The organism is Nonomuraea aurantiaca (genome assembly GCF_020215705.1).
Classification (GTDB): domain Bacteria; phylum Actinomycetota; class Actinomycetes; order Streptosporangiales; family Streptosporangiaceae; genus Nonomuraea; species Nonomuraea aurantiaca.
Window position 1 is genome coordinate 44,754 of the sequence record NZ_JAIWNB010000013.1, and the last position, 23,071, is coordinate 67,824.

Below are 23,071 nucleotides of genomic sequence, written 5' to 3' on the forward strand. Positions count from 1 at the left end.
GCGGCGGACTCACCATCTCTCAGATGATTCCCGCGAAAGCCACCGGCCGGTGGTGCACTCGGCCGGGGAGGATCGAAAGCGTTGGAGGATCGATGGCCCAGCCCGCCTCAGACACGGAGCTCACACATCGGCTGGTCATGACTCGTGCCGGCCGCATCCACCTGGTGGAGCAGGGCTCTGGGCCGCTGGTGCTCTTGGTGCACGGCTTCCCTGAGTCCTGGTACTCCTGGCGCCACCAGATGCCGGCGCTGGCCGTGGCCGGGTACCGGGCCGTCGCGGTCGATGTGCGTGGCTATGGCCGCTCCTCCAAGCCTGAGGACGTAGCCGCGTACCGGATGCTCGACCTGGTCGAGGACAACGTCGACGTGGTGCACGCCCTGGGCGAGCGGACGGCGGTGATCGTGGGCCACGACTGGGGCGCGACCATCGCCGCCGACTCCGCCCTGATCAGGCCGGACGTCTTCCGCGCGGTCGGACTGCTGAGCGTGCCGTACGCCCCACGCGGCGGGCCGCGACCCACCGAGATGTTCGCGCGCATGGGCGCAGAGGAGGAGTTCGCGGGAGAAAGGGGCGCGGGAGAAAGGGGCGCGGAGGAGGAGTTCTACGTCGGCTACTTCCAGGCGCCCGGCCGGGCCGAGGCCGAGATCGAACCCGACGTCCGCGGCTGGCTCGCCGGTTTCTACGCCGCCCTGTCCGCCGACACCATGCCGCCCGCCGACTCCCCCGATCCGCATTTCGTGTCCCGGGGCGGGAGGCTGCGCGAGCGCTTCCCCGCTGATCGGCGGCCCGCCTGGCTCAGTGAGGATGATCTCGACGTCTACGCCGCGGAGTTCGAGCGGACCGGCATGAGCGGGGCGCTCAACCGCTACCGGAACATGGACCGGGACTGGGAAGACCTCGCCGGCTTCGACGGCGCCCCCATCACCCAGCCGTCCCTGTTCATCGGCGGCGCGCTGGACGCCTCCACCACCTGGCTGGCCGACGCCATCAAGGCGTTCCCGGCGACCCTGCCGGGCCTGGTCTCCTCACACATCCTCGACGGCTGCGGGCACTGGGTTCAGCAGGAACGCCATGTGGAGGTCAACGAGATCCTGACCGGCTGGCTCGCCGGTCTGCCGGCCTGAAACCGCAGATCGGGAGTCCCAACAATCGTGACCAGCGGCAGTGAACATAAGTCAAACAGGCAGGTATCGGAGGGCCGCATGGGCAAGAATCGGTAAAGACCGTATTCGAGGAGGATCTCCGTGCGCGCAGTTCTCACCGCCGTGCTCGCGACGCTCACCCTGTTGGCCCCCATGGCCAGTTCGGCAAGCGCCGCACCATCCCAGTCGTCCTTGCCCGGCGGGAAGGCCAACTTTGTGGTCTCGCAGGGCTTCCTGCGCGCCGGGTCCACTCAGAACTGGGTGCGTCTGGGTACGTACCAGTTCAAGGCGGGCGGCACTGTCAGCGCGAGCACCTACCTCTGGTGGCAGCGCAAGCCCGAGGGCAGGCAGAAAACCGGTGTCGTCCCGGATTCGAGCTGCGCGACCAAGGCGGGCGGCTCCAGCACACGCGTACGCGCCTGCGACGTGCTGACCGCCGCCGGTTTCACCGGTGCCCCGGACGAATCCCGCACGGGTACGTACACGCTGGCCGGCGACGTGGTGAGCATCAGGTGGAAGATCGCCCAGACCTGGACCGAGAAGTGGCGCGTGAAGCTGTCGCCTGACGGCAAGCTCGCCCAGCTGCAGTTCGCCGGCGGCACCCTGGCTACCAACGGATACGGCTACGGGAGCAACGCCCCGCTCACCACTCGCCGCGCGATGAGCTCCGTGCGCGCCTTCTCCGGAACGCTCAAGCAGGACCTGGTCTCCTGGGCGGGCAATCGCATCGTGCGGTCGGACGGCCAGGTCTTCAAGCAGTCCTCCTTCCGCAACTGCGCCACGACGACGTGGTGCCTGACGTACCTGCAGCCGTCGTCCCCGGGCGCCTGCCAGAAGTCCGGCGGCTGCCCCAACGTCGGCGGCGGCACCAAGGCGAACGTCAGCTCCATCCAGTACTACCTCGTCAAGGTCTCCAACAGCGATCGCCGCGACACCCTGTGGCACTGGTGCACCTGCCTGGCCATGGAAGCCAAGCAGTTCTGCTACTCGGGCAACTCCCACATCAAGCCGCTTGAGCAGATCATCGACGACAGCGGGGCCTTCCGCGGCTGGGTGGGCGCCGAGGCGTCCTTCTACTCCGGGGTCCGGACCAAGGACATGATGGCCGTGTTCCGCGTCTCCGACTTCCGCTGACGCGTGCGCGCCGGCGGCGCCCGCCCCCGCACAGGGTCGGCGCCGCCAACTTCCCAGCGCGATCGCGGAGCATCCACACCGGATGGCGCAGCAGCCGCGCCCGATCGCGCAGCACCCGCACTCGACCGCGCATGACCGCGCAGCATCCCCATCCCATCGCGGAGCATCCGCACCCGATCGCGGAGCGTCCCCATCCGATGTCGGCTGCCGCGCTGCTGCGGTCCGGCGCCACGGCGGTGAAGAACGAGAGCAGTGGGATCGCGCACGGCCGGGACCGCTGGCTCGCACTGGCCGACCAGGCGGCCGACCTCACAGACGAGGGCCTGGCCGAGGTCACGGACGAGGACCTGGCCGGCGCGCTCGTCGCCGCCTGGGTGAAGCGGCCGATCCACGACGGCCAGGTGCTCTACAGCTGCGGTATGCACCTGCTCGGCGCGCCCGAGGTGGAGATCGAGGTCGGTGCGGCGCCTCCGGCGAAGGCCGAGCTGCCTGAGCTGGTCGCGCACCTGGACACGCTGGCGATCTACCTGCTGACCGATCCGCGCGCCGAGGAGATCGAGGACGGCGCCGGGTTCCGGATGACCGAGGACGCACCCCGCTGGTCGCTGCGCACCGGCCCGTGCGACCGTTACGACGAGGACGATCTGTTCTTCAACCCGTACGGATACGTCCGGCTGACGCCCGCGCCCTGACGGGCCGCCCGCGTCACTGGTGATGGACGCGCGGCCCGCGACGGGAGCGTCAGGCGCCGATGTTCGCCTGGGGCCCCGCGTAGGTCCTGAGCAGGGACGGGACGTCGGCGGCCGGGTCGAGGGTGTAGGAATAGAACGAGCCGGGGGTGAAGGCCGAGCCGCTGGTGGTGCTCTTGCCCGTGCAGCTGACGCAGACGCTGCCGCTCTGGCGGAGTTGGAGCGTGAACCGCTGCCAGCTGTCACCGCTGCAGCTCCACTGCTGCAGCAGCCCGCCGTTGTCCTTCGACCCCGCCGTCACGTCCAGGCATTGGCCGCTCTTGGTCACCTTGAGCTGGTAGGTGCCGCCGGCGACGGGGGTGGCCGCCTGGGCGGGCGCGGCGGCCACCCCGAGCGCGGCCAGGACGGCCAGCGCGGTGAGCGTTGCACGGAAGTTCATGATCGTCCTTCGGGGGGTCAGGAGATGGGGTTCCAGCCGTCGGAGCCGGCCAGGTACTTCTGCGGCGTGTAGTTCGCGGCCTGGGCGTCGCTGAACTGCGGCCGGTTGGCGTTCGAGCCGGCGCCCGCGCCGGTGTTCCGGTACTCGAAGAAGCGGGCGTTCTTCCAGGAGTTGCCGGACATGTCGGTCCACGGCTGGCCGGAATTGATCACCGAGCTGAGCGTGGACTCCCGGTAGAGCACCTGGGCGTCGGGCCGCCAGGGACGGCCCAGGGTGGTGGTCCCGGCCGAGGACCCTCCGGAGATCCGCGACTTGTAGAACAGGAAGCCGTAGGTCTTGGCCGCGTCGGTGCTCGCGGCCGTGATCGGGCCGCCGGTGCTGCGCTTCTCGTAGACGTCGCAGTTGTCGAAGACGATGGTGCCGCCGCCGAACACGAAGTCGACCGTGCCCTCGACGTAGGAACCGGCGACATAGGCGCGGGCCGCGTTGTTGACCAGGAAGGTGTCCTGGTCGCCGAGCAGGCGCACGTTGCGCAGGACCGCGCGGTCGGCGTTCAGGTTGAGCGCGACCGCCTGGTGGCCGGTGACGTTCGGGTTCTCGTCGAAGTCGTTGGAGATCGTCAGGTTGGTGGCGATGAAGTCGTGTCCGTCGACGAAGGCGGTGGCGCTGCCGAATGTCCCGTATGCCCCGGCATAGTGGTTGTTAACGATCACAGTCTGGGCCGCCGAAGATCCAAGTCCCTGGAGCGTGATGTACGGCTTGTTCGAGGGAACCCGGACGATCTCGCGATATGACCCGGGCGCGATGGTGATCGTCACCCGGCCGGCGTTGCCCGCAGGCACGGCGTCGACGGCGGCCTGCACGGTCCGGTAGGTGCCGGAGCCGTCCGCCGCCACCGTGGGCTTGGCGCTGGACCCCACGGGTTCGAAGGCCCATTGCTTGTTGGTGTTGGCGGTGCAGGTCTCCTGGATGATCGACGCGCCGGAGGCGGTGGAGGCGCCCTCGTCGCTCATGCACAGGCTGGTGGCCACGTTGACGACCTGGTACGTCCCGCTGCCGGAGGCCACGAACCGCCACAGCTGGTTGCCCTTCGTGCCGTCGCCGCAGCCCCATTGCTGTAACCGCAGCCCGCTGGTGGCCGCTCCGCCGGGCACGTCCACGCAACGCCCGCTGTTGACGGCGCGCAGGGTGTAGACGCCGGAGCCGCCCGAGACGACCGTGAACTGCTGCCAGGTGGCTCCCGAGCAACCCCACTGCTGCAGCAGGCCGCCGTTGTCCGGCGAACCGCCCGTCACGTCCAGGCACTGGCCGCTCTTGGTCACTTTGAGCTGGTAAACGCCACCGGCGACGGGTACGGCCGCCGCCCCCGCGGCCTGCGGTACGGCTCCGCAGACCATCGCCGTAGCCGCCAGCAGCGCGGCGCCCGCATGCTTGCGTACGAACATGTCGCGTTTCCCCTTCCTCTCGTCGCCACCGAGGAAGAGGCACCGTCAAAGGGATGTCAACTCAACGAGCGACCGCGAGCCGAAATCCCAAGGTCACGCATGAAGCTTTCAGGGTCACGACGGGTCCTTGATCTCGCAGATCACCGCGCCCGCCGCGACCGTGGCGCCCACTTGGGCGGCCATTCCGACCACGGTGCCGGCCTGGTGGGCGGTGAGCGGCTGCTCCATCTTCATGGCCTCCAGGACCACGATCGTGTCGCCCTCGCGCACGGTGTCACCATCGGCGGCCACCAGCTTGACGATGGTGCCCTGCATCGGGCTGACCAGGGCGTCTCCGCTGGGCGCGGACCGCGCGGCACTCGCGCCTCGGCGGCGCGGGGCGGCGGGCCTGGACGGGCCGGCGCTCTGCGGACCGCCGAGCCCGGCGGGCAGGACGACCTCCAGGCGCTTGCCCGCCACCTCGACGGTGATCCGGTCCCGCTCCGCCGGTTCCGCCGTGGCGGCCGGTCCGGCGTAGGGGGTGAGGTGGTTGTCGAACTCGGTCTCGATCCAGCGGGTGTGGACGGTGAACGGCTCGGCGGTGAACGCCGGGTCGTCCACGACCGCCTGGTGGAAGGGCAGCACGGTGGGCATGCCGTCGACCTCGAACTCGGCCAGCGCCCGGCGGGCGCGCTGGAGCGCCTGCTCGCGGGAGGCGCCGGTGACGATCAGCTTGGCGACCAGGGAGTCGAAGGAGCCGGGCACGGTCTCGCCCTGCTCGTAGCCGCCGTCGAGGCGGACGCCGGGGCCGGAGGGGGCCCGCCAGCGGGTGATGGTGCCGGGGGCGGGCAGGAAGCCGCGGCCGGGGTCCTCGGCGTTGATCCGGAACTCGATCGAGTGGCCGCGAGCCGGCGGGTCGTCATAGCCCAGCGGCTCGCCCTCGGCGACGCGGAACATCTCGCGTACGAGGTCGATGCCGGTGACCTCCTCGCTGACCGGGTGCTCGACCTGCAGGCGGGTGTTGACCTCCAGGAAGGAGATGGTGCCGTCCTGGCCGACGAGGAACTCGCAGGTCCCGGCGCCGACGTAACCGGCCTCGCGCAGGATGGCCTTGGAGCTGTCGCGCAGCAGGGCCTCCTGCTCCGTGGTGAGGAACGGCGCGGGCGCCTCCTCGACCAGCTTCTGGTGGCGGCGCTGGAGCGAGCAGTCGCGGGTGCTGACCACGACCACGCCGCCGTGGGCGTCGGCCAGGCACTGGGTCTCGACGTGGCGGGGCCGGTCGAGGTAGCGCTCGACGAAGCACTCGCCGCGCCCAAAGGCCGCCACCGCCTCGCGGACCGCGCTGTCGTACAGGTCGGGGATCTCCTCGAGGGTGCGGGCGACCTTGAGGCCGCGCCCGCCGCCGCCGAAGGCCGCCTTGATGGCGATGGGCAGGCCATGCTCCCGCGCGAACGCCAGCACCTCGTCCACCCCGGACACCGGGCCAGCCGTCCCGGCCACCAGCGGCGCCCCGACCTTCTGGGCGATGTGCCGGGCCTCCACCTTGTCGCCGAGGGCGGTGATGGCGGGCGGCGGCGGGCCGATCCAGACCAGCCCGGCGTCGATGACCGCCTGGGCGAAGGCGGCGTTCTCCGCCAGGAACCCATAACCGGGATGCACGGCGTCGGCGCCCGACCGCGCCGCCACCTCAATGATCTTGTCGATCGACAGGTACGTCTCCCCCGGCGTGGCGCCGTCCAACGCGTACGCCTCGTCGGCCAGGCGGACGTGCAGCGCGTCGCGGTCGGGATCGGCGTAGACGGCCACGCAGCCGATGCCCGCGTCCCGGCAGGCGCGGACGACGCGGACGGCGATCTCGCCGCGGTTGGCGATCAGCACTTTGCGCAGGCTCACAGGTGTCCTCCCAGGTTCCAGCTCGACTCTCGCCAGCCGCGCGGGCCTGGCACGAGGGGGCGGCGCAGCACGCGCCGTGGACGGGTGACGGCGGGTCGCGGCGCGGCGGCCGCCGGTCGCGCGAGGCGCAGGGCCACGACCAGGGCGGCGAGCTCCTCCGGCGTCGGAGCGCCCTTCACCACGCGCACCTCGGTGTCCTCGTTGGTGCTCATAGCGGGATGTTCCCGTGCTTCTTGGGCGGCAGGGCGTCGCGCTTGCCGCGCAGCAGCCGCAGCGCCCTGGTGACCTCACGGCGGGTCTCGCTCGGCCGGATGACGGCGTCCACGTAGCCGCGTTCGGCCGCCAGGTATGGAGTCGCGAGGGTGTCCTCGTACTCGTGGACCAGCTCGGCGCGCAGCGCGTCGGGGTCGTCGGCGGCGGCCAGGCGTTTGCGGTGCAGGATGTTGACCGCGCCCTGGGCGCCCATGACCGCGATCTGCGCGGTGGACCAGGCCAGGTTGACGTCGGCGCCCAGGTGCTTGGAGCCCATCACGTCGTACGCGCCGCCGTAGGCCTTGCGGGTGATGACGGTGACGAGCGGGACGGTGGCCTCGCCGTAGGCGTACAGGAGTTTGGCGCCGCGCCGGATGATGCCGTTCCACTCCTGGTCGGTGCCGGGCAGGAAGCCGGGCACGTCCACCAGCGTGAGCACGGGGACGCTGAAGGCATCACAGGTGCGTACGAACCGGGCGGCCTTCTCGGAGGCGTCGATGTCGAGCGTCCCGGCCAGCCGCATCGGCTGGTTGGCCACCACGCCGACCGGCCGGCCCTCGATCCGGCCGAAGCCGACCACGATGTTGGGCGCGAACAGCGCCTGCACCTCCAGGAACTCGCCGTCGTCCAGCAGCGCGCCGATCACCTCGTGCATGTCGTATGGCTGGTTCGGCGAGTCCGGGACCAGCACGTCCAGCGCCAGGTCGTCGGCGGAGGCCTCCAGGTCCGCCTCGAACACCGGGTGCGGCGGCTCGTCGAGGTTGTTGTCCGGCAGGTACGACAGCAACGCCCGGACGTAGTCCAGCGCGTCGTCCTCGTCGTGCGCCAGGTAGTGGGCCACACCGCTGCGGCTGTTGTGCACCCGCCCGCCGCCCAGTTCCTCGAAGGTGACGTCCTCGCCGGTCACGGTCTTGATCACGTCCGGGCCCGTGACGAACATGTGCGAGGACTCGTCCACCATGACGGTGAAGTCGGTGAGCGCCGGCGAGTACACGTGACCGCCCGCGCAGGCGCCCATGATGAGGGAGATCTGCGGGATCACGCCGGAGGCGCGGATGTTGCGGCGGAAGATCTCGCCGTACAGCCCGAGCGAGACCACACCCTCCTGGATGCGCGCCCCGGCGCCCTCGTTGATGCCGACGATCGGGCACCCGTTGCGCATCGCCAGGTCCATGACCTTGCAGATCTTCTGCCCGTACACCTCCCCCAGGCTGCCACCCGCGACCGTGAAGTCCTGCGAGAACACGCACACCTGGCGGCCGTCCACCGTCCCGTACCCGGTCACCACGCCGTCGCCGTAGCCGAGCGAGCCCTTCGCGAGGGCGTCCAGCTCGACGAACGAGCCGGGATCCAGCAGCCGCTCGATCCGCTCGCGGGCGGTCAGCCGGCCCTTGGCGTGCTGCTTGGTCACCGCCCGCGCCTCGGCGACGTGGACGGCCTCGTCGAGCCGCTCCTTCAGGCGGGCGAGGCTGCCCGCGGTGTCAGGTGGTCTCATCCCTCACCGTCCATGGGACTCAGTTTCATAAGTACGGTACTGAGTTTCGTACGTTTTGGACACCCCTGAATCCGGAAGAATGGCCCCTGTGCCGAAACCGAGCATCAGCCATCGCCTGGCCGAAGCCGCCGTCGCCCTGTTCGACGAGAACGGCTACGACGCCACCACCGTGGACGACATCGCCGCCCGGGCGGGCGTGAGCCGCAGCACGTTCTTCCGCCATTACCACTCCAAGGAAGACGCGATCTTCCCCGACCACGACGCGCTGCTGGCCAGGATCGACACCCGCCTGCGCGCCTCCGCCGCCGACACCGCGATCGTGGCCATCACCGACGCCGTGCGCCTGGTGCTCGCGCACTACGTCGACGACGCCGAGGTGTCGCTGCGCCGCTACCGCCTGGTCCGGGAGGTGCCAGCGCTGCGCGACCGTGAGATCGCCAGCGTGGCCCGCTACCAGCGGTTGTTCCGGGAGTTCGTCGGCGAATGGCTCGGCGACTCGCCCGACGCCGGCCTGCGGGCCGAGCTCATGGCCGCCTCCGTCGTGGCGGCGCACAACCAGGTCCTGCGCGGCTGGCTGCGCGCCGGGGGCGCCTACGATCCTTTCGGGCTCCTGGATCACGCCCTCGGCTACGTCATCGCCACGTTCCGCCATCTGGAGCAGCCACAGGAGAAAGGTGAGCAGGTGGTGGTGGCCACCTTCAGCCGCTCGGCCTCGCCGCGGGCCGTCATGGAGGCCATCCAAGCCCACCTTGAGGCCCGCTGAGAGGACCTGTCGCTCACCCGTCGTGGAGCGTGGCCAGGGCAGCGCGGATCTCCGCCTCCGGCGTGCCCGCCGGCGGATGGAGATGCACCTGGTCGACCAGCCCGCCGAACCGGCGGCGCAGCTCCGCCGCCACCTCGGGCAGCGTGCCGCTCGTACAGAACGTGTCCAGCACCTCGTCATCGACGAGGTCGGCCATCCGGTCCCAGCGGTCGGCCTCCGGACGGACCGACAGCGCGTGGAGCCGCTCGATTGTCGTGACCGTGCGGCGCCGGGCGGAAGGTCGCGGTCATGAGCGTGTGCCGGTAGTACTCCCCCGTGTGCCGGACGTCCTCGCCCTTGTTCCAGTCGTTCCAGATCGCGCGCAGGGCGGTGATGTACTCCCGCATCCGGGTCACCGGTTTGCCCCACTCCATGCTGAAGCGGCGGGTGATGTGGGGCTTGGTCTGGGTGCCGAGGCCGAGGACGAAGCGCCCACCGGAGAGCGCCTGAAGATCGTTGGTGACGTACGCCATCGCCATCGGCGTGCGCGCGAAGGCGACCGCGATGCCCGTCGCGAGCCGGACCCGGCTGGTCGCCTGGGAGGCCAGCGCCAGCGGCAGGAAGGGATCGTGATCGACCTCGGTGGTGGTGACGACGTCGAAGCCGGTCTCCTCAGCCCGTCCGGCGAAACCAGGAAGAGTGATGGAGGAAGGCCGCGGCCTTGGGGCGGAACGACGTCGTCACCTTGGCCGCGAGGTCCTGGAGGTCCCAGCCGTGGCCCGCGCCGGTGATGATGGCGATCCCGCCGTCGAGAACCCAGCAAGTGACCGATTGTCCTGGAACGGTCAGACGGCCGACCGGTAGCCGACCGCCGACAGCACGAAGTCGACGGTCTCCTCGGCGAACTTCTCCTTGCGCTTGATCAGCGCGGGCATCTGGCTGGCCGGTGTCGACAGCACGTGGTTGGTCAGGATGCCCGCGACCGCGTCCAGCACCCGAGCCGGGGACGTCCCCGCCGGGAGTTCGCCCCGGTCGATGCCGCTCACCACGATGGCGCGGCCCTCCCTGATGCGCTCTCGCTGGAGCCGCTCCAGCGCATGACCGAACAGCTCCGGATAGACCTTGGCCTCGATCTGCGCCCGCAGGATGACCAGGCCCCGGCGATCGAAGTAGCCGTCGAGGATGTTCACGGCCATGACGATGAGGTCCTCCCGCAGCAACCCCGACCGCTTCGGGGCATGCGAGTCAGGATCGGGGTGCATGGCCGTCAGCGCGTCGACGATCAGCTTCTCCTTGCTGCCCCACCTGCTGTAGAGGGCAGCCTTGCCCACCCGCGCCCGCCGCGCCACCACGTCCAGGCTGAACCCCGCCCAGCCCACCTCGCCGTACAGGTCGAGCGCCGCGGCATGGACCCGCGCTTCGAGGTCCGGGTCCGGCGGGCGACCTCGTCCACTCATGCACTCAGTGTGCCAGACGATCATGCACCCCAGAACGGCCCTCGGCCGCCGCTCGCCGTCCTCTACAGCCTGTAGAGTATGCGCGGTATTCGGGCGAAAGGGTGGGAAATGCTGGGTTGGTTCCGGGTCGTGGCGGTGGCCGAGGCATGCTCGTGGGCAGGGCTGCTGGTCGGGATGTTCTTCAAGTACGTGACCGCGACCGGGGAGCTCGGCGTGAAGGTGTTCGGGCCGATCCACGGGGCGCTGTTCGTGCTGTACGTGGCCGGAGTGCTGCTCTCGGCACGCGAGGCGGGCTGGAGCCGGGGCGCGGTGGTGCTGGGCCTGGCGTGCGCGGTGCCGCCGTTCTGCTCCCTGTGGTTCGAACGGCGGATGGCGGCGCGCGCGGCGGCCGGTCAACCCGCCTGAGGGAAGACCGTTTCGCGCGGTGCTACAAGCCCTGGACCAGGGCCACGATCACCGAGATCAGCGCGATCGGTCCCATCACGGCCACCGTCACCACGGTCGCGCTGCGGCCGGGCAGGAAGCGGGCGAGGATGTCCGAGGCGGCCCACCGTACGGTTCCCGAGCCGGGCAGCACGAACAGCCCCAGCGTGAACGCGCCGGCGGCCAGCGACTCCGCGTGGCCGACGCTCAACCGGCCGGCCATGTGCAGGAAGCTCGCGGCGGCGATGCCGAACGCCAGCGACAGGAGCATGTGGCCCCCCGTCACGAGCGCCTCCCTGGACAACGTCCGCTCGGTCTCGGCCAGGAAGTATTCGGCGACGCGCAGCGCCACCGTGAGCGCCGCCGCCAGCAGGCCCACGGCGACCGGCATGAGGACGGTCAACGCCACCAGCGTCACGAGCGCGAGCACCCCGACGAACCCGCTACCGGCCAGGAACCGCTGGAGATCAAAGGGTTGCGCGGGAGCCGGGGCCGGGCGGCGCTCCTCCGGCTGATCGACGTGGAGGGTCGGCGCCGGGGCGGGCACGTACGACGGCGGCTCCTCGTGGTGCCTCCGGGCGTAGTCGACCGGCGGGAGCAGGTCGGAGACGGCGTCCATGGTCAGCGTACGCTCTCGGCGCCCCTTGGCCTCGACTGGGCGGCCCGCGGGATCGAGCGCCCTGGCCATCCGCAACAGCTCCCGCGCGCTGGGCCGAGCCGCCGGATCGACCTCAAGCGCCCGGCTGAGCCAGTCTCGCAACCACACCGGCGCCTTGTCGAGCTGCGCCCGCCCCTCCATCGTGTTGTAGCAGACCGCCTCGAACGTCCCCGTCCCGAACGGCGGCAGCCCCGTGGCGGCGAAGAACACCGTCGAGGCCAGCGCGTGCACGTCGGCCGCCTGGGTGATCTGCGAGTCCCGGATGATCTCGGGCGCCAGATAACCCGGCGTCCCCACGAACATGCCCGTCAGCGTGAGCCTGGTCGCGTTCACCAGGTGCGCGATGCCGAAGTCGATGACCAGCGGCTCGCCGCCGACCAGCATGACATTGGACGGCTTGAGGTCCCGATGGATCACACCGGCCGCGTGCACGTCCACCAGCGCCTGGCACAGTCCTTGGGCGAGCCTGATGACCTCGCGCGCCTCCATCGGCCCCTGGGACAGCACGATGTCCTCCAGCGTGCGGCCCGCGGCGAAACGGGTCACCACATACGGCCGGCCACCCGTCAGCTCGGCGTCGATCACCTCGGCGACGTACGGGCTGCGCACCCGCCGCATGGTCTCCACCTCGCGGACCAGCCGGTCACGCGCCTTGAGGTCGGCGGCCACGTGCTGGTGCAGCACCTTGATCGCGACCTTGCGGCCCGCGCCGTCGATACCGAGGTGGACGATCCCCATGCCGCCCTCGCCGATCTTCTCGATCATCCGGTAAGGGCCGAGCTGCTCCTGCGCCTGGGTGCTCATTCCCGATGTCATCCTCCGTGATCCCCCCGCCACGCCGCGCGTCCGTGCGCCCTGGCCCGGACATTCTGCCTCAGCGATTTCCCCGAGATGCACAGTAAGCGAAGATCGCACCCAGCAAGATGACATGCGACAGGGCGTCTCAGCCCACGATCTGCCGATCGGGCTCGATGAGCGCGACGACCCGCTCCTGACTGCGCGAGTAGGGGCCGCCGATGTACTTCGTCGAGATCCGGTCGACGATCTCCCAGGCGACGTCGCCCTCGAGCCACTCGACGACCCTGCCGCGGACGATGACCGGCTGGAACGGGTTGTCGGGCGGCGTCAGGGAGAGTGCGACCCGGGGGTCGCGCCGCAGGTTGCGGGCCTTCTGGGAGCCCGGGCCCGTGATGATCGCGACGTGGTCGCCGTACGTGCCGATCCAGACGGGAACGGAGTGGGGAGCGCCGTCGGGGAGGAGGCTGGCGAGGTGGGCGAGCGAGGTGCCGTCGAGCACGTGGCGTACGTCGGGGTTGAGCATCCTGATCATCTCCTGGCAGCTGACTTGGAGTTCCTTGAAGAGACTCCATCACCGTAACACTCGAAGTTCCCTAAGGGAACCCCGATTGCTAGACTGCTCTCATGCAACGCACGAACTTCAGGGAGATGGCCTGCTCCATCGCGCGCACCCTCGACGTGATCGGAGAGCCGTGGTCGCCGCTGATCCTGCGGGACGTGTGGGCCGGGGTGAGCCGGTTCGACCAGATCCAGGCCGACCTCGGGATCTCGCGCAAGGTGCTGACGGAGCGGCTCAACCACCTCATCGACCAGGGCGTACTCGAACGGCACGCCTACGACATGCGGCCGCGCTACGAATACCGCCTGACGGCGAAGGGCGCCGAGCTCGTCGACCTGCTCATGGTCATGGCCGGCTGGGGGGACAAGTGGCTCGCGGGCGAGGCCGGCCCGCCGGTGCTCTACCGTCACCACGCGTGCGGTGAGATCAGCGGCGTCGACCTGCGCTGCGCCCACTGCGGCGAGCCGATGCACGCGGGCGACGTCGACCTGCTGCCAGGCCCCGGCGCAGCCGGATGATCGCGGCGGGGGCGCCGTCACCCTCGCATCCGCCGTACGACGAGCAGTCCACCGACGCCCGGAATGACGGCGCGCCAGCGGACGCCCGGCGGGAGGGCGGCCGGGCTCAGCAGGACGGTCACGACGATCACGAGGTAGGCCATGCCGTGGAGCGGGCCGACCAGCGTCGCGACCGCCCGCGTGTGCGTGGTGAGCAGGTTGCCCAGCAGAATCATGAGCGAGACCATCTCCACGGCCGCGGCGAGCCGCAACGTACGCAGGAGGGTCATGCCGCCGTGGCCGAGCCGGGGCGGACGATCATCAGCACGACGACGGTCGCCCACAGCAGGTTGTAGATCCCGGCGAGCATGGAGAGCTTGCGCAGTCGTTCGCCGCCGTCGGGGGTGGCGAGCGCGTCGCGTTGCCTCGGGTAGATCTGCAGGGCCAGCAGGCCGCCCGCCACAGCGGTGAGGATCATGGAGACGGTGATCCAGATCTCGCCGATCCGCCCCTGGACCATGGCCGCGGCGATCCCGACCACCGGCACGACGATGCCGAAGAGTCCGTAGCCCCGGGTGACCCGGTGCAGCGCGACGGCCACGGCCCGATTCCGCTCGGTGGGGACTGGCGTCGGCGCGTCGGCGGCAACGGGTGCGTAGCGCGGAAACAGGCTGGCCGCGATGGCCGAGCCGCCGACGAACACGATGCCGGCGAGTAGGTGTATCGACAGCAACAGACCTTCCATGGATCCTCCCGCATAGCCTTCAGGTAGCCTGAAGGCTAGCACGAAAGCTTCAGGCAGCCTGAAGGCCGTCCAGGCGAGATGCGCCAATAAGTGGCGGAACCAGTCAGTCAGCGGCCCTCGAAGCAGTCAGCGAGCCTCGAAAGCGGCCAGCGACCCTGGAAAGCGGTCAGCGACCCTCGAAGGCGACGCGGACGGTGTCGGCGATCTGCCGCTGGATCGGGTCGGCCTCGGGGCCGAACAGGTGCTCATCGACTCCGGCCACCGCCTCCTTGGCCGCCCCGAGCAGGCGCGCGCCGTCGGGCGTGAGCTCGATCGTCGAGGCGGAGCCGGCGCGGGCGACACTGTCGCTCACGAGCCCAGCGGCGGCGAGCGCCTTCACCGCGCTGTGGACGCTCTGCACCGTGGTCCCCGACATGCGAGCCAGATCGCTGAACGACACCCCCGGCACCCCGGCGATGTGACCCAGCAGCCCGAGTTTGCTGACCGTGAGGTCGAGCCCGGCCAGGGCGGCATTGAGCTCGGCCTCGATCCGGCGCGCCAGGGTCAGCAGGATGATGGAGACACTGGTCGCGGGCGGACCGGGACGGCCGTTCTCGGTGGTCATCTCCCCAGTTTCCCGCACCTCGAGCCCGAGGCGACGGGTGCCGTTCGAGCGGCGGGCCGGATATCCAGGCACCCGCCTTCCGTCAGTCTTCGCCGTGATAGGCGCGCAATTCGCGGCGCGCTCGGCGACGGCTGCGGCGACGCTCTTCACGCCGGAAGGAATACCACTCCCGGCCGCCCTCGCCACCACCGCAATCGAACCAGTAGTGATCGCTGGCGCGCCAGTAACAGCCGCTCGTGCGGTGGCTCAGGGACGCGCTGTCAGCGCTGATCTCGCCCGGGAGCGTACATGGCCCGAACCGATGATCATGGATGGGCAGACAGGTCACCATCGGCTCGTCGGCGATCCGCACCCACCAGGGCCGGGTCTTGTCGGTCTTGCTCATACGGTCACCTTTCGGCTCCGTGACACCCCGGGATGGGGCTGTCATGAGACCGGATGCACCGCGATCACCTCCGACGTGACGCACGCCATATCAGGGCAGAGAGCGACGTTGACGCTCAGAAACCCGATTCCAACATCACCACGAAGCCTAGCCAACAGGCCGTCTGAGCGGCGGCGGGCACGGCTGTCAGACGGTTGAGGCGGTGCTGCGGCGCGGCGGCGGCGCCGGTGCATACCGCAGTATGCTTGCTTCATGGCGGACACGACACGCATCACGGTGACACTGCCGAGTGACCAGGTCGCCGAGCTCAGGAAACTCACCGACAACGTCTCCAGCTATGTCGCCGAGGCGGTGGCACGCCAACTGCGGCACCAGCTCCTAGGTGCCGACCTACTGCGTCACCAAGAGGAGCACGGGGAGTTCACCGAAGACGAGCTGGCTCAGGCCAGCTCCAGGATCTTCGGAGCGACGGGCCCCGGTGGGTCGGCGAGCGCGGCGTGATCGAACACGTCGAAACCGTCGTCCTGGACTCCCAAGGGCTCTCCGCCTGGATCGCGCAGGATCGCAAGATTCTCGCGATGTTCCAGGTCTTCCATACCATGGGTGCCGATTTCGCCATCAGCGCCAACACCATCGTGGAAGTCAGCCACACGCGGGTGAACATGCCTCGGCTGCAGTGGGCGCTCTCCCGTGTCAAGGTCGAGCCGGTGACCGAAGATGCGGCGAAGGCATCCGCGGAACTACTCAAGGCCGCAGGTCTGCACGGCCACAAGTACGCGATCGACGCGACGGTCGCCGAGGTGGCATTGCGCCAGCCGAGACCGGTGGTCATGCTGACCTCCGATATGGACGACATGGCCCGGCTGTGCGGCGACCGTGTCCGGCTCATCGGCATCTGAGGCGTAATACTGCCCTCGATGCCTGGAGACGACCCCGGTCCCGTACCGTCCCTGCCCTGGTTCTCCTACCTCGTCAGGACGGGCGGGGCGGGCCAGCTGTCCGAGGCGTGGGTGACGGTCGAGGGCGGCAAGGTGATCGTCGGGTACGCCCTGGCGCTGCCCCAGCACGACAACACCCGCACGGGCCGGCTGTTCACCCTCGTGGTGCGGCCGGAGCGGCGGGCCCCGAGTTGCTGCAGGACCTGGCCACGCTGATGGGCGGGATGAACGACGCCCCGCGCGACGCGGACCGCTCCGACAGCTGGGGCTACTAGGCGAACACGACCGTGCTGCGCGAGCACCGGGGCCACCGCCTGGGCCTGCTTCTCAAGATCGGCAACCTGCTCTGGCTGCGCGACCGGGAGCCGCACATCGAGCGCCTCATCACGTGGAACGCCGTCTCCAACGCCCACATGCTGGCCATCAACGAGGCCATGGGATACGAGCTCTTCGACGAGCACAAGGAGTGGCGGCTGGAGATTCAGGCCGGACGGCGACCCGGAACGCTCCGGAAGGAGGAGCGGTAGGACTGCGGGGTGACCCCGACGACGCGCTTGAACCGCTCCCGAAAGGCGGTGGGCGAACCGAACCCGGCCTGCGTCGCGATGCGCTCGACACCGTGGTCGGTGGTCTCCAGCAGGAACTGCGCCCGGCGTACCCGGGCTCGTAGGAGCCACTGCAGCGGCGTGGTGCCGGTCTGCTCCCGGAAGCGGCGGCTGAAGGTCCGCTCGCTGAGCCCACCGCGCCTGGCCATCTCCGCCAGAGTCACCTCCCGGGCGAGGTTGTCCTCGATCCACGACAGTACGGGCTCCAGCAGCGAGCCCTGGGGCACCGGCGGCTGAGCGTGCACGATGAACTGCGCCTGTCCGCCCTCCCGTTCCAGCGGCATCACCGACAGCCGGGCCGAGTCGGCGGCGATCGCCGAGCCGAGGTCCCGCCGGATCATGTGCAGGCACAGGTCCAGCCCGGCCGCGGCGCCGGCCGAGGTCAGGATCTGGCCGTTGTCGACGTACAGCACGTCCGGCCGCACATCCACCCGCGGAAACAGCGCGGCCAGCCGGTGCGCCGCGATCCAGTGCGTGGTGGCGCGCAGCCCGTCGAGCAGCCCGGCCGCGGCGAGGATGAACGCCCCCGCGCAGATGGAGGCGATCCGGGTGCCCGCGGCCGCCGCCGCGCGCAGGGCGTCGAGCACCTCCCTGTCCGGCGGGGCGGCCTGTTCCGAGCAGCCGGGCACGACGATCGTGTCCGCCTCCCGCAGCGCCTCCAGCCCGTACGGGGCGAGGATCGTGAACGTGTCGCTGGCCACCTGCGGCGTCGCCGCGCAGACCATGACCCGGTACGGGCGGCGCCTGTCCGCCAGCCGGGCCCGCCCGAACAGCTCGATCGGGGTCGCCATGTCGGCCGCCACCACATGGTCCAGAGCCAGAACCGCCACCGTGTGCATAGGGACACGGTAGGCCGCCGCTACATGGCGGGAAGCCGTTGGAAATTGTCGATTCAGCCCATGGGGCCGAGAGGGCGAGCCGATCTAGCCTGGCGCTGCCCTCGCATGTTCATAGAACGGATCATCACTCCTCATGTCCATCTTCATGCCGATCCTCATCGGTCTGATCGCCGTCTCTCTCATCTCCCTGATCCCCGAGCCGCATCGGCGCCGCGTGAACGCCGTGGTGGTCGCCGGCGCGGGCGCCGCCTACCTCAGCGGAGGCGGGCTCGGGTACTGGGAGTTCGTGCTGCCGGTCCTCATGTCGTACGTCGCCTACCGGGGGCTGGAGAGCTGGACGTTCATCGGCATCGGCTGGCTGCTCCACACCGCCTGGGACGTACTGCACCATCTCCAGGGCAGCCCGCTCCTCCCCTTCGCCGCTGACTCCTCCTTCGGCTGCGCCATCTGCGACCCGGTGATAGCGCTGTGGTGCTTCGCGGGCGGCCCTTCGGTCTTCGGCTGGCTTCGCACCCGCCTGTCCCGCCGGCCTGCGGGCCCGCTCGCCTCCCCCGATGGGCAACCCCAATAGGGCTCAGTCGTACGGCTCCCCCATAGATCACGAGTTGCCGGATGTCTCCCGTAGCCAGGCGTCAAGTACGCCGAAGTCCTCGTGGGTGAGACCGTTCGCGGAGTCGACGCGGTGAAGAAGGGCCGGTCCGCGATGGTGTCTCGCGACCCAGGTCCGATCGAGTTCGGTGATCTCGTCGTCGACCCAGACGAACGGACGGCCGGCGGCGGCCTCGACGAGCGCTTGCGTCTTCCAGTGCAGCACACCGGGGTCGTCTTCCTCCGGGGCGTCCGGGAGGTCGGCCACCGGCAGCTCCGGCAGGCCGAGCAGCGGAGCGATCACCTCGTTGGCGTCGTGCATCCACGCCGTGGCCCAGATGAGCTCGCAGGACAGCGCCAGCAGTCGCGGGCCGTGCGCGGGATCGATCTTCGCCAGCTGCGGATTGGCCGCATCCTGCCATGCCGCCCACTCACCGAGGGCTGACGGGAGTCGTCCGCCGCCGTAGGGCAGGAGCGTCCCGTCGACGTCCAGGAACAGCAGGGGGCGCTGGGCGTGATCGGCCATGGTCGCACGATATCGGCCGGTGCCCGACGGTGATCGCGGCGCTAACGACCGGTTTCGTGCGCGGGCGGCTGCTCGGCAGGGAACAAGATCGCGCTGAGGAGGTACGGTGCGCGGGCTGGTGTGGGTGTGTTGGCCACCCGGTCGCGCAGGACCGCGAGCAGGTCGGCCAGCATGGCGGTAAGCTCGTCCGGGCTGAGCCACACGGTGCCCTGCCGGTAGGAGACCGAGTCGGCTTCCGGGCTGGCGCCCTCGCGGTCCAGGTAGGCGTTGAACTCGGCGATCAGGACGGCCATGGCCGCGGCGAATCCCCGGCGGTGGTCGTCGAGCGACATCGCCGCGGCCTCGCCGGCGCCGATCGTGGGCCGGTCTTGACGCAGGCGGTAGCTGCGCTCGACGGCGCCGCGTACCCGCTGCTCGCCGTCCACTTCCAGGAACCCTCCCTCGGTCAGCTGGGCGACCTGCCGGTACATCGTGATCTTCGGCACCTCGGGCATGCGGGCGCACATCTGCGCGATCGTCAGCGCGCCCGCTGCGGACAGGGCGTGCACGATGCGCAGCCGCACCGGGTGCAACAGCTGCTCGACAGGATCCATGGCTCAACGATTTCATATGCGATACCGTTATCCAAAATGAAAACGTTGAAGGAGGAGCCATGCGAGATGTCCCCGGACAGCAGGTGCCCGTCAACGGCCGAACCGTCTATGTCGAGGAGTCCGGCCAGGGGCAGGACTGGGTGGTCTTCGAGGCGGGCGGCGGCTGCGGCCGTACCTGCTGGGACCCGGTGCTGCCGCCGCTGGCCGGCAAGGCGCGGCTGGTGACCTACGACCGCGCCGGGCGCGCGCTCAGCGGCCCGATCACCCAGCAGCTCAGCGTCGATGACCTGGCCGCCGACCTGATCGCAATGACCGAGGCCGTCGTCCCGGGCGAGTTCGTGCTCGTCGCGCACAGCATGGGCGGGCTGGTCGCCCGCCGCGCCGCCGAGCGCCTGGGACCCCGGCTGCGGGGGCTCCTGCTGGTCGACCCCACACCGGAGACCTCCCCGGTGTACGACACGTGGGACCAGACCACCAAGAAGATCGACCGGATGCTGGCGGTGACGCAGCCGCTCAGCCGGTTCCGTCCCCTGGCGCGGTTGTTCAGCGGCAACGTCCGGCCCTTGTTCTCCGCCGACACCTACCAGACCATGCTCGCCGAGAACTTCACCCCCGCCGGGACTTCCCAGACCCGCAAGGAAATGCGGGCGGTGGCCGCCGCCATCCCGCAGTTCCGCGCCCGGCCGCCCCAGCTCCCGAAATGCCCGACGATCGTGCTGTCCGCGTCGCGCGCCGCCAAAGGGCGGGAGCGCCAGAGCGCCGCCATCCGCGAGCACCAGCGCCGCTACGCCGAGATCCTGCCCGACGGGCGCTACGAAGCCGTCGACTCGGCGCACCTCATCCAGGCCGAGCAACCGCACCTCGTCGCCGACCGGATAGGCCGGCTCCTCAGCCGCAACTCCTGATCACCCGCCCGCTTACCTGATCGACGATCGGCTCTGGCGCGTCCAGGTACGCCGGGCTTGCCGCGACAGGGGCCTGGGCAAGCAGCTCGAACCATACGGTCCGGCCGAACCAGTGCCTTCTGACGCCCCATTTCATGGCCACGGCTGCCAAGATCCGCAGCCCTCGCCCGCCGGTCTCGTTCGCGTCGCTGCGCAGTCGCGGTCCCGACCACCAGCCCTGGTCTCTGACCTCGACACGGATCCGGCCGCCGTTGCCGAGCCACATGCGGACGCGAAAAGCTCCATTACTCCAGCGGCCAGAAATAGTATGCCTTATTGCGTTAGTGGCGATTTCGGTAACTAGAAGTCGTACGTTATCCAGAAGATTTGCATCGTCGGCGGCTCGAGGCAGTTCCATGACCAGCCAGCGAGCAGCATAGATGCGCACATCACTGACGACCTCGGGACATCCGGGAAACCGTCTGTCGCCGACGAGCCGCATGCTGGCTTCTGTCATATTTACCACCCATTTCCCAGTCATTGAAGTTGGGCGCATGCCACTGTCGCTCGCGCCAGGATTCTGTTATGCGAATTGGCGACGCCTAGCTTTGGATTGCCACTTCAAACACTGCATGCAACGGGCTACATTGTGTGGGGAAACAATCCCAGAGCGGTCCCAGACTTCTCCTGGCATCAAACCAGAAGAGCTGGAACAGTCACGGTCACAGGGGTATCGATGCCAGCACCCAAAGAGCTCGACCCAACCGCCGGCCCAGTGGCACGTTTTGGTGCCGATCTACGAAAATACCGATACGCGGCTAAATGGACTCAGGCACAGCTCGCCGAGCGCATCGGCTACAGCAAGAGTCGCATTGGCAACGTAGAACGCGGAGACGAGAAGCCCACGCGCGAACTGATCGAGCTCTGCGAAAAGGCGCTGGGGCTGGACGGCGCGCTACTCACCCACTGGCCGGCCATCAGCGGCAACCGAATGCCCGACTGGTTCCGGCAGTGGCCACCGATTGAGCGGAAGGCCGACCAACTCATCACCTGGGCTCCCCTTATCGTGCCTGGGCTGGTACAGACGGAGGAATACGCTCGCGCGATCTTCCAAGGAGAACCTCACACGACGCCGGAACAGGCCGAAGAAGCGGTCAAGGCCCGAATAGAGCGGCAAACCATCTTCGACCGGCCGAATCCCCCTCAGTTCCTTGCTGTGCTGGACGAGGGCGTCCTGTATCGTCCGATTGGAGATGACTTCGTGACCCGCCGTCAGCTGGAACACCTGATCGCCATGGCCGAGAGCAAATGGTTCACCGTCCAACTCCTCCCCTATGCAGCCCGGTGCACGGCGGTGCTGGTGGGCTCGGCTCTCTTGGCGCGGGAAAACGGAGTGCCGATCGCCGCCTACGTCGAATCAGCCATCCACGGTCGCGTAGTCGACTCCACCAGCGACATCAAGCGACTCGTGGACCGACTCGAACTCATACGCAGCGCGGCGCTCCCCGAGTATCTGTCAGTGCAGCGAATCAAGGAGAGAGTGGCAGCGTGGAGTTGAATGAGGAAGTTATCAAGGAGCTCGCAAACCCGATCGGATGGATCACCGCGTCGAGCGGTCAAGGCGGCGATTGCCTGGAAGCCAAGCATCTGTCCGACGGCCGCGTCGCCCTGCGCGACACTGAGCAACCGGACGCCGAGCCCTGGGTGGTCCGGCGGGCCGTCTGGGACAAGTTCGTAGCAGGCGCGAAGAACGGGATCTTCGACTTCTAGCGTCACCAAGCGCTGCGGCCCCTGACAAATCCATCGGGGGCCGCACACGTTGGTCAACCCATCAATTTCGCCGACCGCCTTTGGCGTCGGCGTGTGCGGCGGCTTTGTCGTACTCCTGAGTGGCTGCCCAGCTGGCCATGAGCTGCAGGGCGTCCGCGGACGGTGTGCCGGGATCGGCGCTGTAGACGGTGATGGTCAGGCCTTCGTCGCCGGGCAGGTCCAGGGACTCGTGCTTCAGCTCCATCGCGCCGACCACCGGGTGGTGGAAGCGTTTGGTTCCTCTGGTGTAGACGTGCACGTTGTGGGCGCCCCACAGGGTGCGGAAGGCGTCGCTGCGGGTGCACAGCTCACCGATCAGGTTCGACAGGTCGCGGTCGTACGGGTTCTTGGCGGCTTCGACCCGCAGCACGCCGACGCCGTCGCGGGCGACGCGTTCCCATTCGGGGTAGAACGTTCTGGCCCGAGGGTCGAGGAAGACGAACAGGCAGCAGTTGGCCGGCTCCTGTTCGAAGCACTCGCAGTGCAGGGCGCGGGCCAGTGGGTTGGCCGCCAGGATGTCCATGCGGTTGTTGCGCAGGTAGGCCGGCTGGTCGTGCAGGCCTTCGATGATGCGCAGCACGCTGGGCCGCACGGCCGCCTGTTTGGGGCGGGGGCGTCCGTGGAGGGGGCGAGCGTTGGCCGCGCGTGCCAGGGCGTACAGGTGGTCCCGTTCGGTGTCGTTCAGGCGCAATGCCCGGGCGAGGGCGTTCAGGACGCTGTCGGAGACCCCGCCGAGGTTGCCGCGTTCCATGCGGGTGTAGTACTCGACGCTGACCCCGGCCAGCGTCGCGACCTCACCCCGGCGCAGGCCGGGCACGCGCCGCTGCCCGTGCGCGGGCAGACCCACGTCCTCCGGCGTGATCTTGTCGCGGCGGGATCTCAGGAAGGTGCTGACCTCGGCCCGGTTGTCCATGACCCCAGCATAGGAAGGATCTTGCGGTCGGTGAGGGCAC

33 protein-coding genes are annotated in these 23,071 nt (G+C 69.4%); 14 read left to right on the top strand and 19 right to left on the bottom strand.

Annotated elements, in window-relative coordinates; all coding sequences use genetic code 11:
* Positions 1 to 137: 137 nt before the first annotated feature.
* The 3 genes from LDL49_RS28620 (at position 138) to LDL49_RS28630 (ending at position 2,968) form a co-directional block, all read left to right on the top strand.
* Complete coding sequence (locus LDL49_RS28620) at positions 138 to 1,124, top strand: alpha/beta fold hydrolase (protein WP_225295258.1); 987 nt, start codon at positions 138 to 140, stop codon at positions 1,122 to 1,124.
* A 120-nt stretch (positions 1,125 to 1,244) separates the two neighbouring features.
* The gene (locus tag LDL49_RS28625; RefSeq protein WP_225295260.1) at positions 1,245 to 2,276 is read left to right on the top strand and encodes a hypothetical protein; all 1,032 of its coding nucleotides are present in this window, start codon (positions 1,245 to 1,247) and stop codon (positions 2,274 to 2,276) included.
* Positions 2,277 to 2,407: 131 nt separating this feature from the next.
* Positions 2,408 to 2,968, top strand: a complete 561-nt coding sequence (locus LDL49_RS28630) for a DUF4261 domain-containing protein (RefSeq protein WP_225295262.1) — start codon at positions 2,408 to 2,410, stop codon at positions 2,966 to 2,968.
* A 49-nt stretch (positions 2,969 to 3,017) separates the two neighbouring features.
* On the opposite strand, the gene LDL49_RS28635 is transcribed toward LDL49_RS28630, so the two are convergent.
* From LDL49_RS28635 to LDL49_RS28655, 5 genes are all read right to left on the bottom strand, one after another.
* Positions 3,018 to 3,404, bottom strand: coding sequence for an RICIN domain-containing protein (locus tag LDL49_RS28635; protein ID WP_225295264.1), 387 nt, complete (start codon positions 3,402 to 3,404; stop codon positions 3,018 to 3,020).
* 17 nt (positions 3,405 to 3,421) lie between these two features.
* Entirely contained in the window at positions 3,422 to 4,849 is a 1,428-nt protein-coding gene (locus tag LDL49_RS28640; protein WP_225295266.1) for a pectinesterase family protein, read from the bottom strand.
* Positions 4,850 to 4,963: 114 nt separating this feature from the next.
* Positions 4,964 to 6,715 carry an acetyl/propionyl/methylcrotonyl-CoA carboxylase subunit alpha gene (locus tag LDL49_RS28645; protein ID WP_225295633.1) on the bottom strand — a complete coding sequence of 584 codons (1,752 nt, stop codon included), beginning with the start codon at positions 6,713 to 6,715 and terminating at the stop codon, positions 4,964 to 4,966.
* Positions 6,716 to 6,717: 2 nt separating this feature from the next.
* Positions 6,718 to 6,933, bottom strand: coding sequence for an acyl-CoA carboxylase subunit epsilon (locus tag LDL49_RS28650; RefSeq protein WP_225295268.1), 216 nt, complete (start codon positions 6,931 to 6,933; stop codon positions 6,718 to 6,720).
* A complete protein-coding gene (locus LDL49_RS28655) occupies positions 6,930 to 8,468 on the bottom strand; it encodes an acyl-CoA carboxylase subunit beta (protein WP_225295269.1) in 1,539 nt (512 codons plus the stop codon). Before LDL49_RS28655 ends, LDL49_RS28650 begins: the two co-directional genes overlap by 4 nt.
* An 88-nt stretch (positions 8,469 to 8,556) precedes the next feature.
* Here LDL49_RS28655 and LDL49_RS28660 point away from each other — a divergent pair, with 88 nt between their 5' ends.
* Entirely contained in the window at positions 8,557 to 9,231 is a 675-nt protein-coding gene (locus tag LDL49_RS28660; RefSeq protein WP_225295271.1) for a TetR/AcrR family transcriptional regulator, read from the top strand.
* Positions 9,232 to 9,244: 13 nt separating this feature from the next.
* Here the strand turns inward: LDL49_RS28660 and LDL49_RS28665 are convergent, their stop codons facing one another.
* From LDL49_RS28665 to LDL49_RS28675, 3 genes are all read right to left on the bottom strand, one after another.
* Positions 9,245 to 9,427, bottom strand: a complete 183-nt coding sequence (locus LDL49_RS28665; protein ID WP_225295273.1) for a site-specific DNA-methyltransferase — start codon at positions 9,425 to 9,427, stop codon at positions 9,245 to 9,247.
* Positions 9,408 to 9,914 (bottom strand): LLM class flavin-dependent oxidoreductase, encoded by a 507-nt coding sequence (locus LDL49_RS28670; protein ID WP_225295635.1) that lies wholly within the window; start codon positions 9,912 to 9,914, stop codon positions 9,408 to 9,410. Before LDL49_RS28670 ends, LDL49_RS28665 begins: the two co-directional genes overlap by 20 nt.
* 141 nt (positions 9,915 to 10,055) lie before the next feature.
* On the bottom strand, positions 10,056 to 10,667 hold the full coding sequence (locus tag LDL49_RS28675; protein ID WP_225295275.1) for a TetR/AcrR family transcriptional regulator: 612 nt from the start codon (positions 10,665 to 10,667) through the stop codon (positions 10,056 to 10,058).
* A gap of 108 nt (positions 10,668 to 10,775) precedes the next feature.
* Between LDL49_RS28675 and LDL49_RS28680 the strand changes: the two genes are divergently transcribed.
* Positions 10,776 to 11,072, top strand: a complete 297-nt coding sequence (locus tag LDL49_RS28680; RefSeq protein ID WP_225295277.1) for a DUF3817 domain-containing protein — start codon at positions 10,776 to 10,778, stop codon at positions 11,070 to 11,072.
* A 22-nt stretch (positions 11,073 to 11,094) separates the two neighbouring features.
* On the opposite strand, the gene LDL49_RS28685 is transcribed toward LDL49_RS28680, so the two are convergent.
* Positions 11,095 to 12,552 (bottom strand): serine/threonine-protein kinase, encoded by a 1,458-nt coding sequence (locus tag LDL49_RS28685; protein ID WP_225295279.1) that lies wholly within the window; start codon positions 12,550 to 12,552, stop codon positions 11,095 to 11,097.
* A 139-nt stretch (positions 12,553 to 12,691) separates the two neighbouring features.
* Entirely contained in the window at positions 12,692 to 13,078 is a 387-nt protein-coding gene (locus LDL49_RS28690; RefSeq protein ID WP_225295281.1) for a PPOX class F420-dependent oxidoreductase, read from the bottom strand.
* 92 nt (positions 13,079 to 13,170) lie between these two features.
* Here LDL49_RS28690 and LDL49_RS28695 point away from each other — a divergent pair, with 92 nt between their 5' ends.
* Positions 13,171 to 13,623, top strand: coding sequence for a winged helix-turn-helix transcriptional regulator (locus LDL49_RS28695; RefSeq protein WP_225295283.1), 453 nt, complete (start codon positions 13,171 to 13,173; stop codon positions 13,621 to 13,623).
* Between the two features lie 17 nt (positions 13,624 to 13,640).
* On the opposite strand, the gene LDL49_RS28700 is transcribed toward LDL49_RS28695, so the two are convergent.
* From LDL49_RS28700 to LDL49_RS28715, 4 genes are all read right to left on the bottom strand, one after another.
* Positions 13,641 to 13,892 carry a hypothetical protein gene (locus LDL49_RS28700; protein WP_225295284.1) on the bottom strand — a complete coding sequence of 84 codons (252 nt, stop codon included), beginning with the start codon at positions 13,890 to 13,892 and terminating at the stop codon, positions 13,641 to 13,643.
* A complete protein-coding gene (locus LDL49_RS28705; RefSeq protein WP_225295285.1) occupies positions 13,889 to 14,347 on the bottom strand; it encodes a hypothetical protein in 459 nt (152 codons plus the stop codon). Before LDL49_RS28705 ends, LDL49_RS28700 begins: the two co-directional genes overlap by 4 nt.
* A gap of 166 nt (positions 14,348 to 14,513) precedes the next feature.
* Positions 14,514 to 14,951 (bottom strand): MarR family winged helix-turn-helix transcriptional regulator, encoded by a 438-nt coding sequence (locus LDL49_RS28710; RefSeq protein ID WP_225295287.1) that lies wholly within the window; start codon positions 14,949 to 14,951, stop codon positions 14,514 to 14,516.
* Positions 14,952 to 15,033: 82 nt separating this feature from the next.
* Positions 15,034 to 15,336, bottom strand: a complete 303-nt coding sequence (locus tag LDL49_RS28715) for a hypothetical protein (protein WP_225295289.1) — start codon at positions 15,334 to 15,336, stop codon at positions 15,034 to 15,036.
* 252 nt (positions 15,337 to 15,588) lie between these two features.
* Here LDL49_RS28715 and LDL49_RS28720 point away from each other — a divergent pair, with 252 nt between their 5' ends.
* From LDL49_RS28720 to LDL49_RS28735, 4 genes are all read left to right on the top strand, one after another.
* The gene (locus LDL49_RS28720) at positions 15,589 to 15,837 is read left to right on the top strand and encodes a type II toxin-antitoxin system CcdA family antitoxin (RefSeq protein WP_225295291.1); all 249 of its coding nucleotides are present in this window, start codon (positions 15,589 to 15,591) and stop codon (positions 15,835 to 15,837) included.
* A complete protein-coding gene (locus LDL49_RS28725) occupies positions 15,834 to 16,235 on the top strand; it encodes a DNA-binding protein (RefSeq protein WP_225295293.1) in 402 nt (133 codons plus the stop codon). The genes LDL49_RS28720 and LDL49_RS28725 overlap by 4 nt, the downstream gene beginning before the upstream one ends.
* An 18-nt stretch (positions 16,236 to 16,253) precedes the next feature.
* Positions 16,254 to 16,490, top strand: a complete 237-nt coding sequence (locus LDL49_RS28730) for a GNAT family N-acetyltransferase (RefSeq protein ID WP_225295295.1) — start codon at positions 16,254 to 16,256, stop codon at positions 16,488 to 16,490.
* A gap of 71 nt (positions 16,491 to 16,561) precedes the next feature.
* Complete coding sequence (locus LDL49_RS28735) at positions 16,562 to 16,801, top strand: hypothetical protein (RefSeq protein ID WP_225295297.1); 240 nt, start codon at positions 16,562 to 16,564, stop codon at positions 16,799 to 16,801.
* Here LDL49_RS28735 and LDL49_RS28740 read toward each other — a convergent pair.
* A complete protein-coding gene (locus tag LDL49_RS28740) occupies positions 16,756 to 17,718 on the bottom strand; it encodes a GlxA family transcriptional regulator (RefSeq protein WP_225295299.1) in 963 nt (320 codons plus the stop codon). The two genes, LDL49_RS28735 and LDL49_RS28740, sit on opposite strands and share 46 nt — an antisense overlap.
* Positions 17,719 to 17,851: 133 nt before the next feature.
* Here LDL49_RS28740 and LDL49_RS28745 point away from each other — a divergent pair, with 133 nt between their 5' ends.
* Entirely contained in the window at positions 17,852 to 18,289 is a 438-nt protein-coding gene (locus LDL49_RS28745; protein WP_225295301.1) for a DUF6010 family protein, read from the top strand.
* A 27-nt stretch (positions 18,290 to 18,316) separates the two neighbouring features.
* Here the strand turns inward: LDL49_RS28745 and LDL49_RS28750 are convergent, their stop codons facing one another.
* Together LDL49_RS28750 and LDL49_RS28755 are read right to left on the bottom strand one after the other, a co-directional pair.
* The gene (locus LDL49_RS28750; protein ID WP_225295303.1) at positions 18,317 to 18,832 is read right to left on the bottom strand and encodes an HAD domain-containing protein; all 516 of its coding nucleotides are present in this window, start codon (positions 18,830 to 18,832) and stop codon (positions 18,317 to 18,319) included.
* A 41-nt stretch (positions 18,833 to 18,873) separates the two neighbouring features.
* Entirely contained in the window at positions 18,874 to 19,425 is a 552-nt protein-coding gene (locus tag LDL49_RS28755) for a helix-turn-helix domain-containing protein (RefSeq protein ID WP_225295305.1), read from the bottom strand.
* 59 nt (positions 19,426 to 19,484) lie between these two features.
* Between LDL49_RS28755 and LDL49_RS28760 the strand changes: the two genes are divergently transcribed.
* Positions 19,485 to 20,330, top strand: coding sequence for an alpha/beta fold hydrolase (locus LDL49_RS28760; protein WP_225295307.1), 846 nt, complete (start codon positions 19,485 to 19,487; stop codon positions 20,328 to 20,330).
* Here the strand turns inward: LDL49_RS28760 and LDL49_RS28765 are convergent.
* Complete coding sequence (locus tag LDL49_RS28765) at positions 20,314 to 20,826, bottom strand: ATP-binding protein (protein ID WP_225295309.1); 513 nt, start codon at positions 20,824 to 20,826, stop codon at positions 20,314 to 20,316. The two genes, LDL49_RS28760 and LDL49_RS28765, sit on opposite strands and share 17 nt — an antisense overlap.
* Positions 20,827 to 21,045: 219 nt before the next feature.
* On the opposite strand from LDL49_RS28765, the gene LDL49_RS28770 reads away from it, so the two are divergent.
* Both LDL49_RS28770 and LDL49_RS28775 read left to right on the top strand, forming a co-directional pair.
* The gene (locus tag LDL49_RS28770; RefSeq protein WP_225295311.1) at positions 21,046 to 21,867 is read left to right on the top strand and encodes a helix-turn-helix domain-containing protein; all 822 of its coding nucleotides are present in this window, start codon (positions 21,046 to 21,048) and stop codon (positions 21,865 to 21,867) included.
* Complete coding sequence (locus tag LDL49_RS28775; protein ID WP_225295313.1) at positions 21,858 to 22,079, top strand: DUF397 domain-containing protein; 222 nt, start codon at positions 21,858 to 21,860, stop codon at positions 22,077 to 22,079. The genes LDL49_RS28770 and LDL49_RS28775 overlap by 10 nt, the downstream gene beginning before the upstream one ends.
* 61 nt (positions 22,080 to 22,140) lie before the next feature.
* On the opposite strand, the gene LDL49_RS28780 is transcribed toward LDL49_RS28775, so the two are convergent.
* Positions 22,141 to 23,031, bottom strand: coding sequence for a helix-turn-helix transcriptional regulator (locus LDL49_RS28780; protein WP_225295315.1), 891 nt, complete (start codon positions 23,029 to 23,031; stop codon positions 22,141 to 22,143).
* Positions 23,032 to 23,071 lie beyond the last annotated feature (40 nt).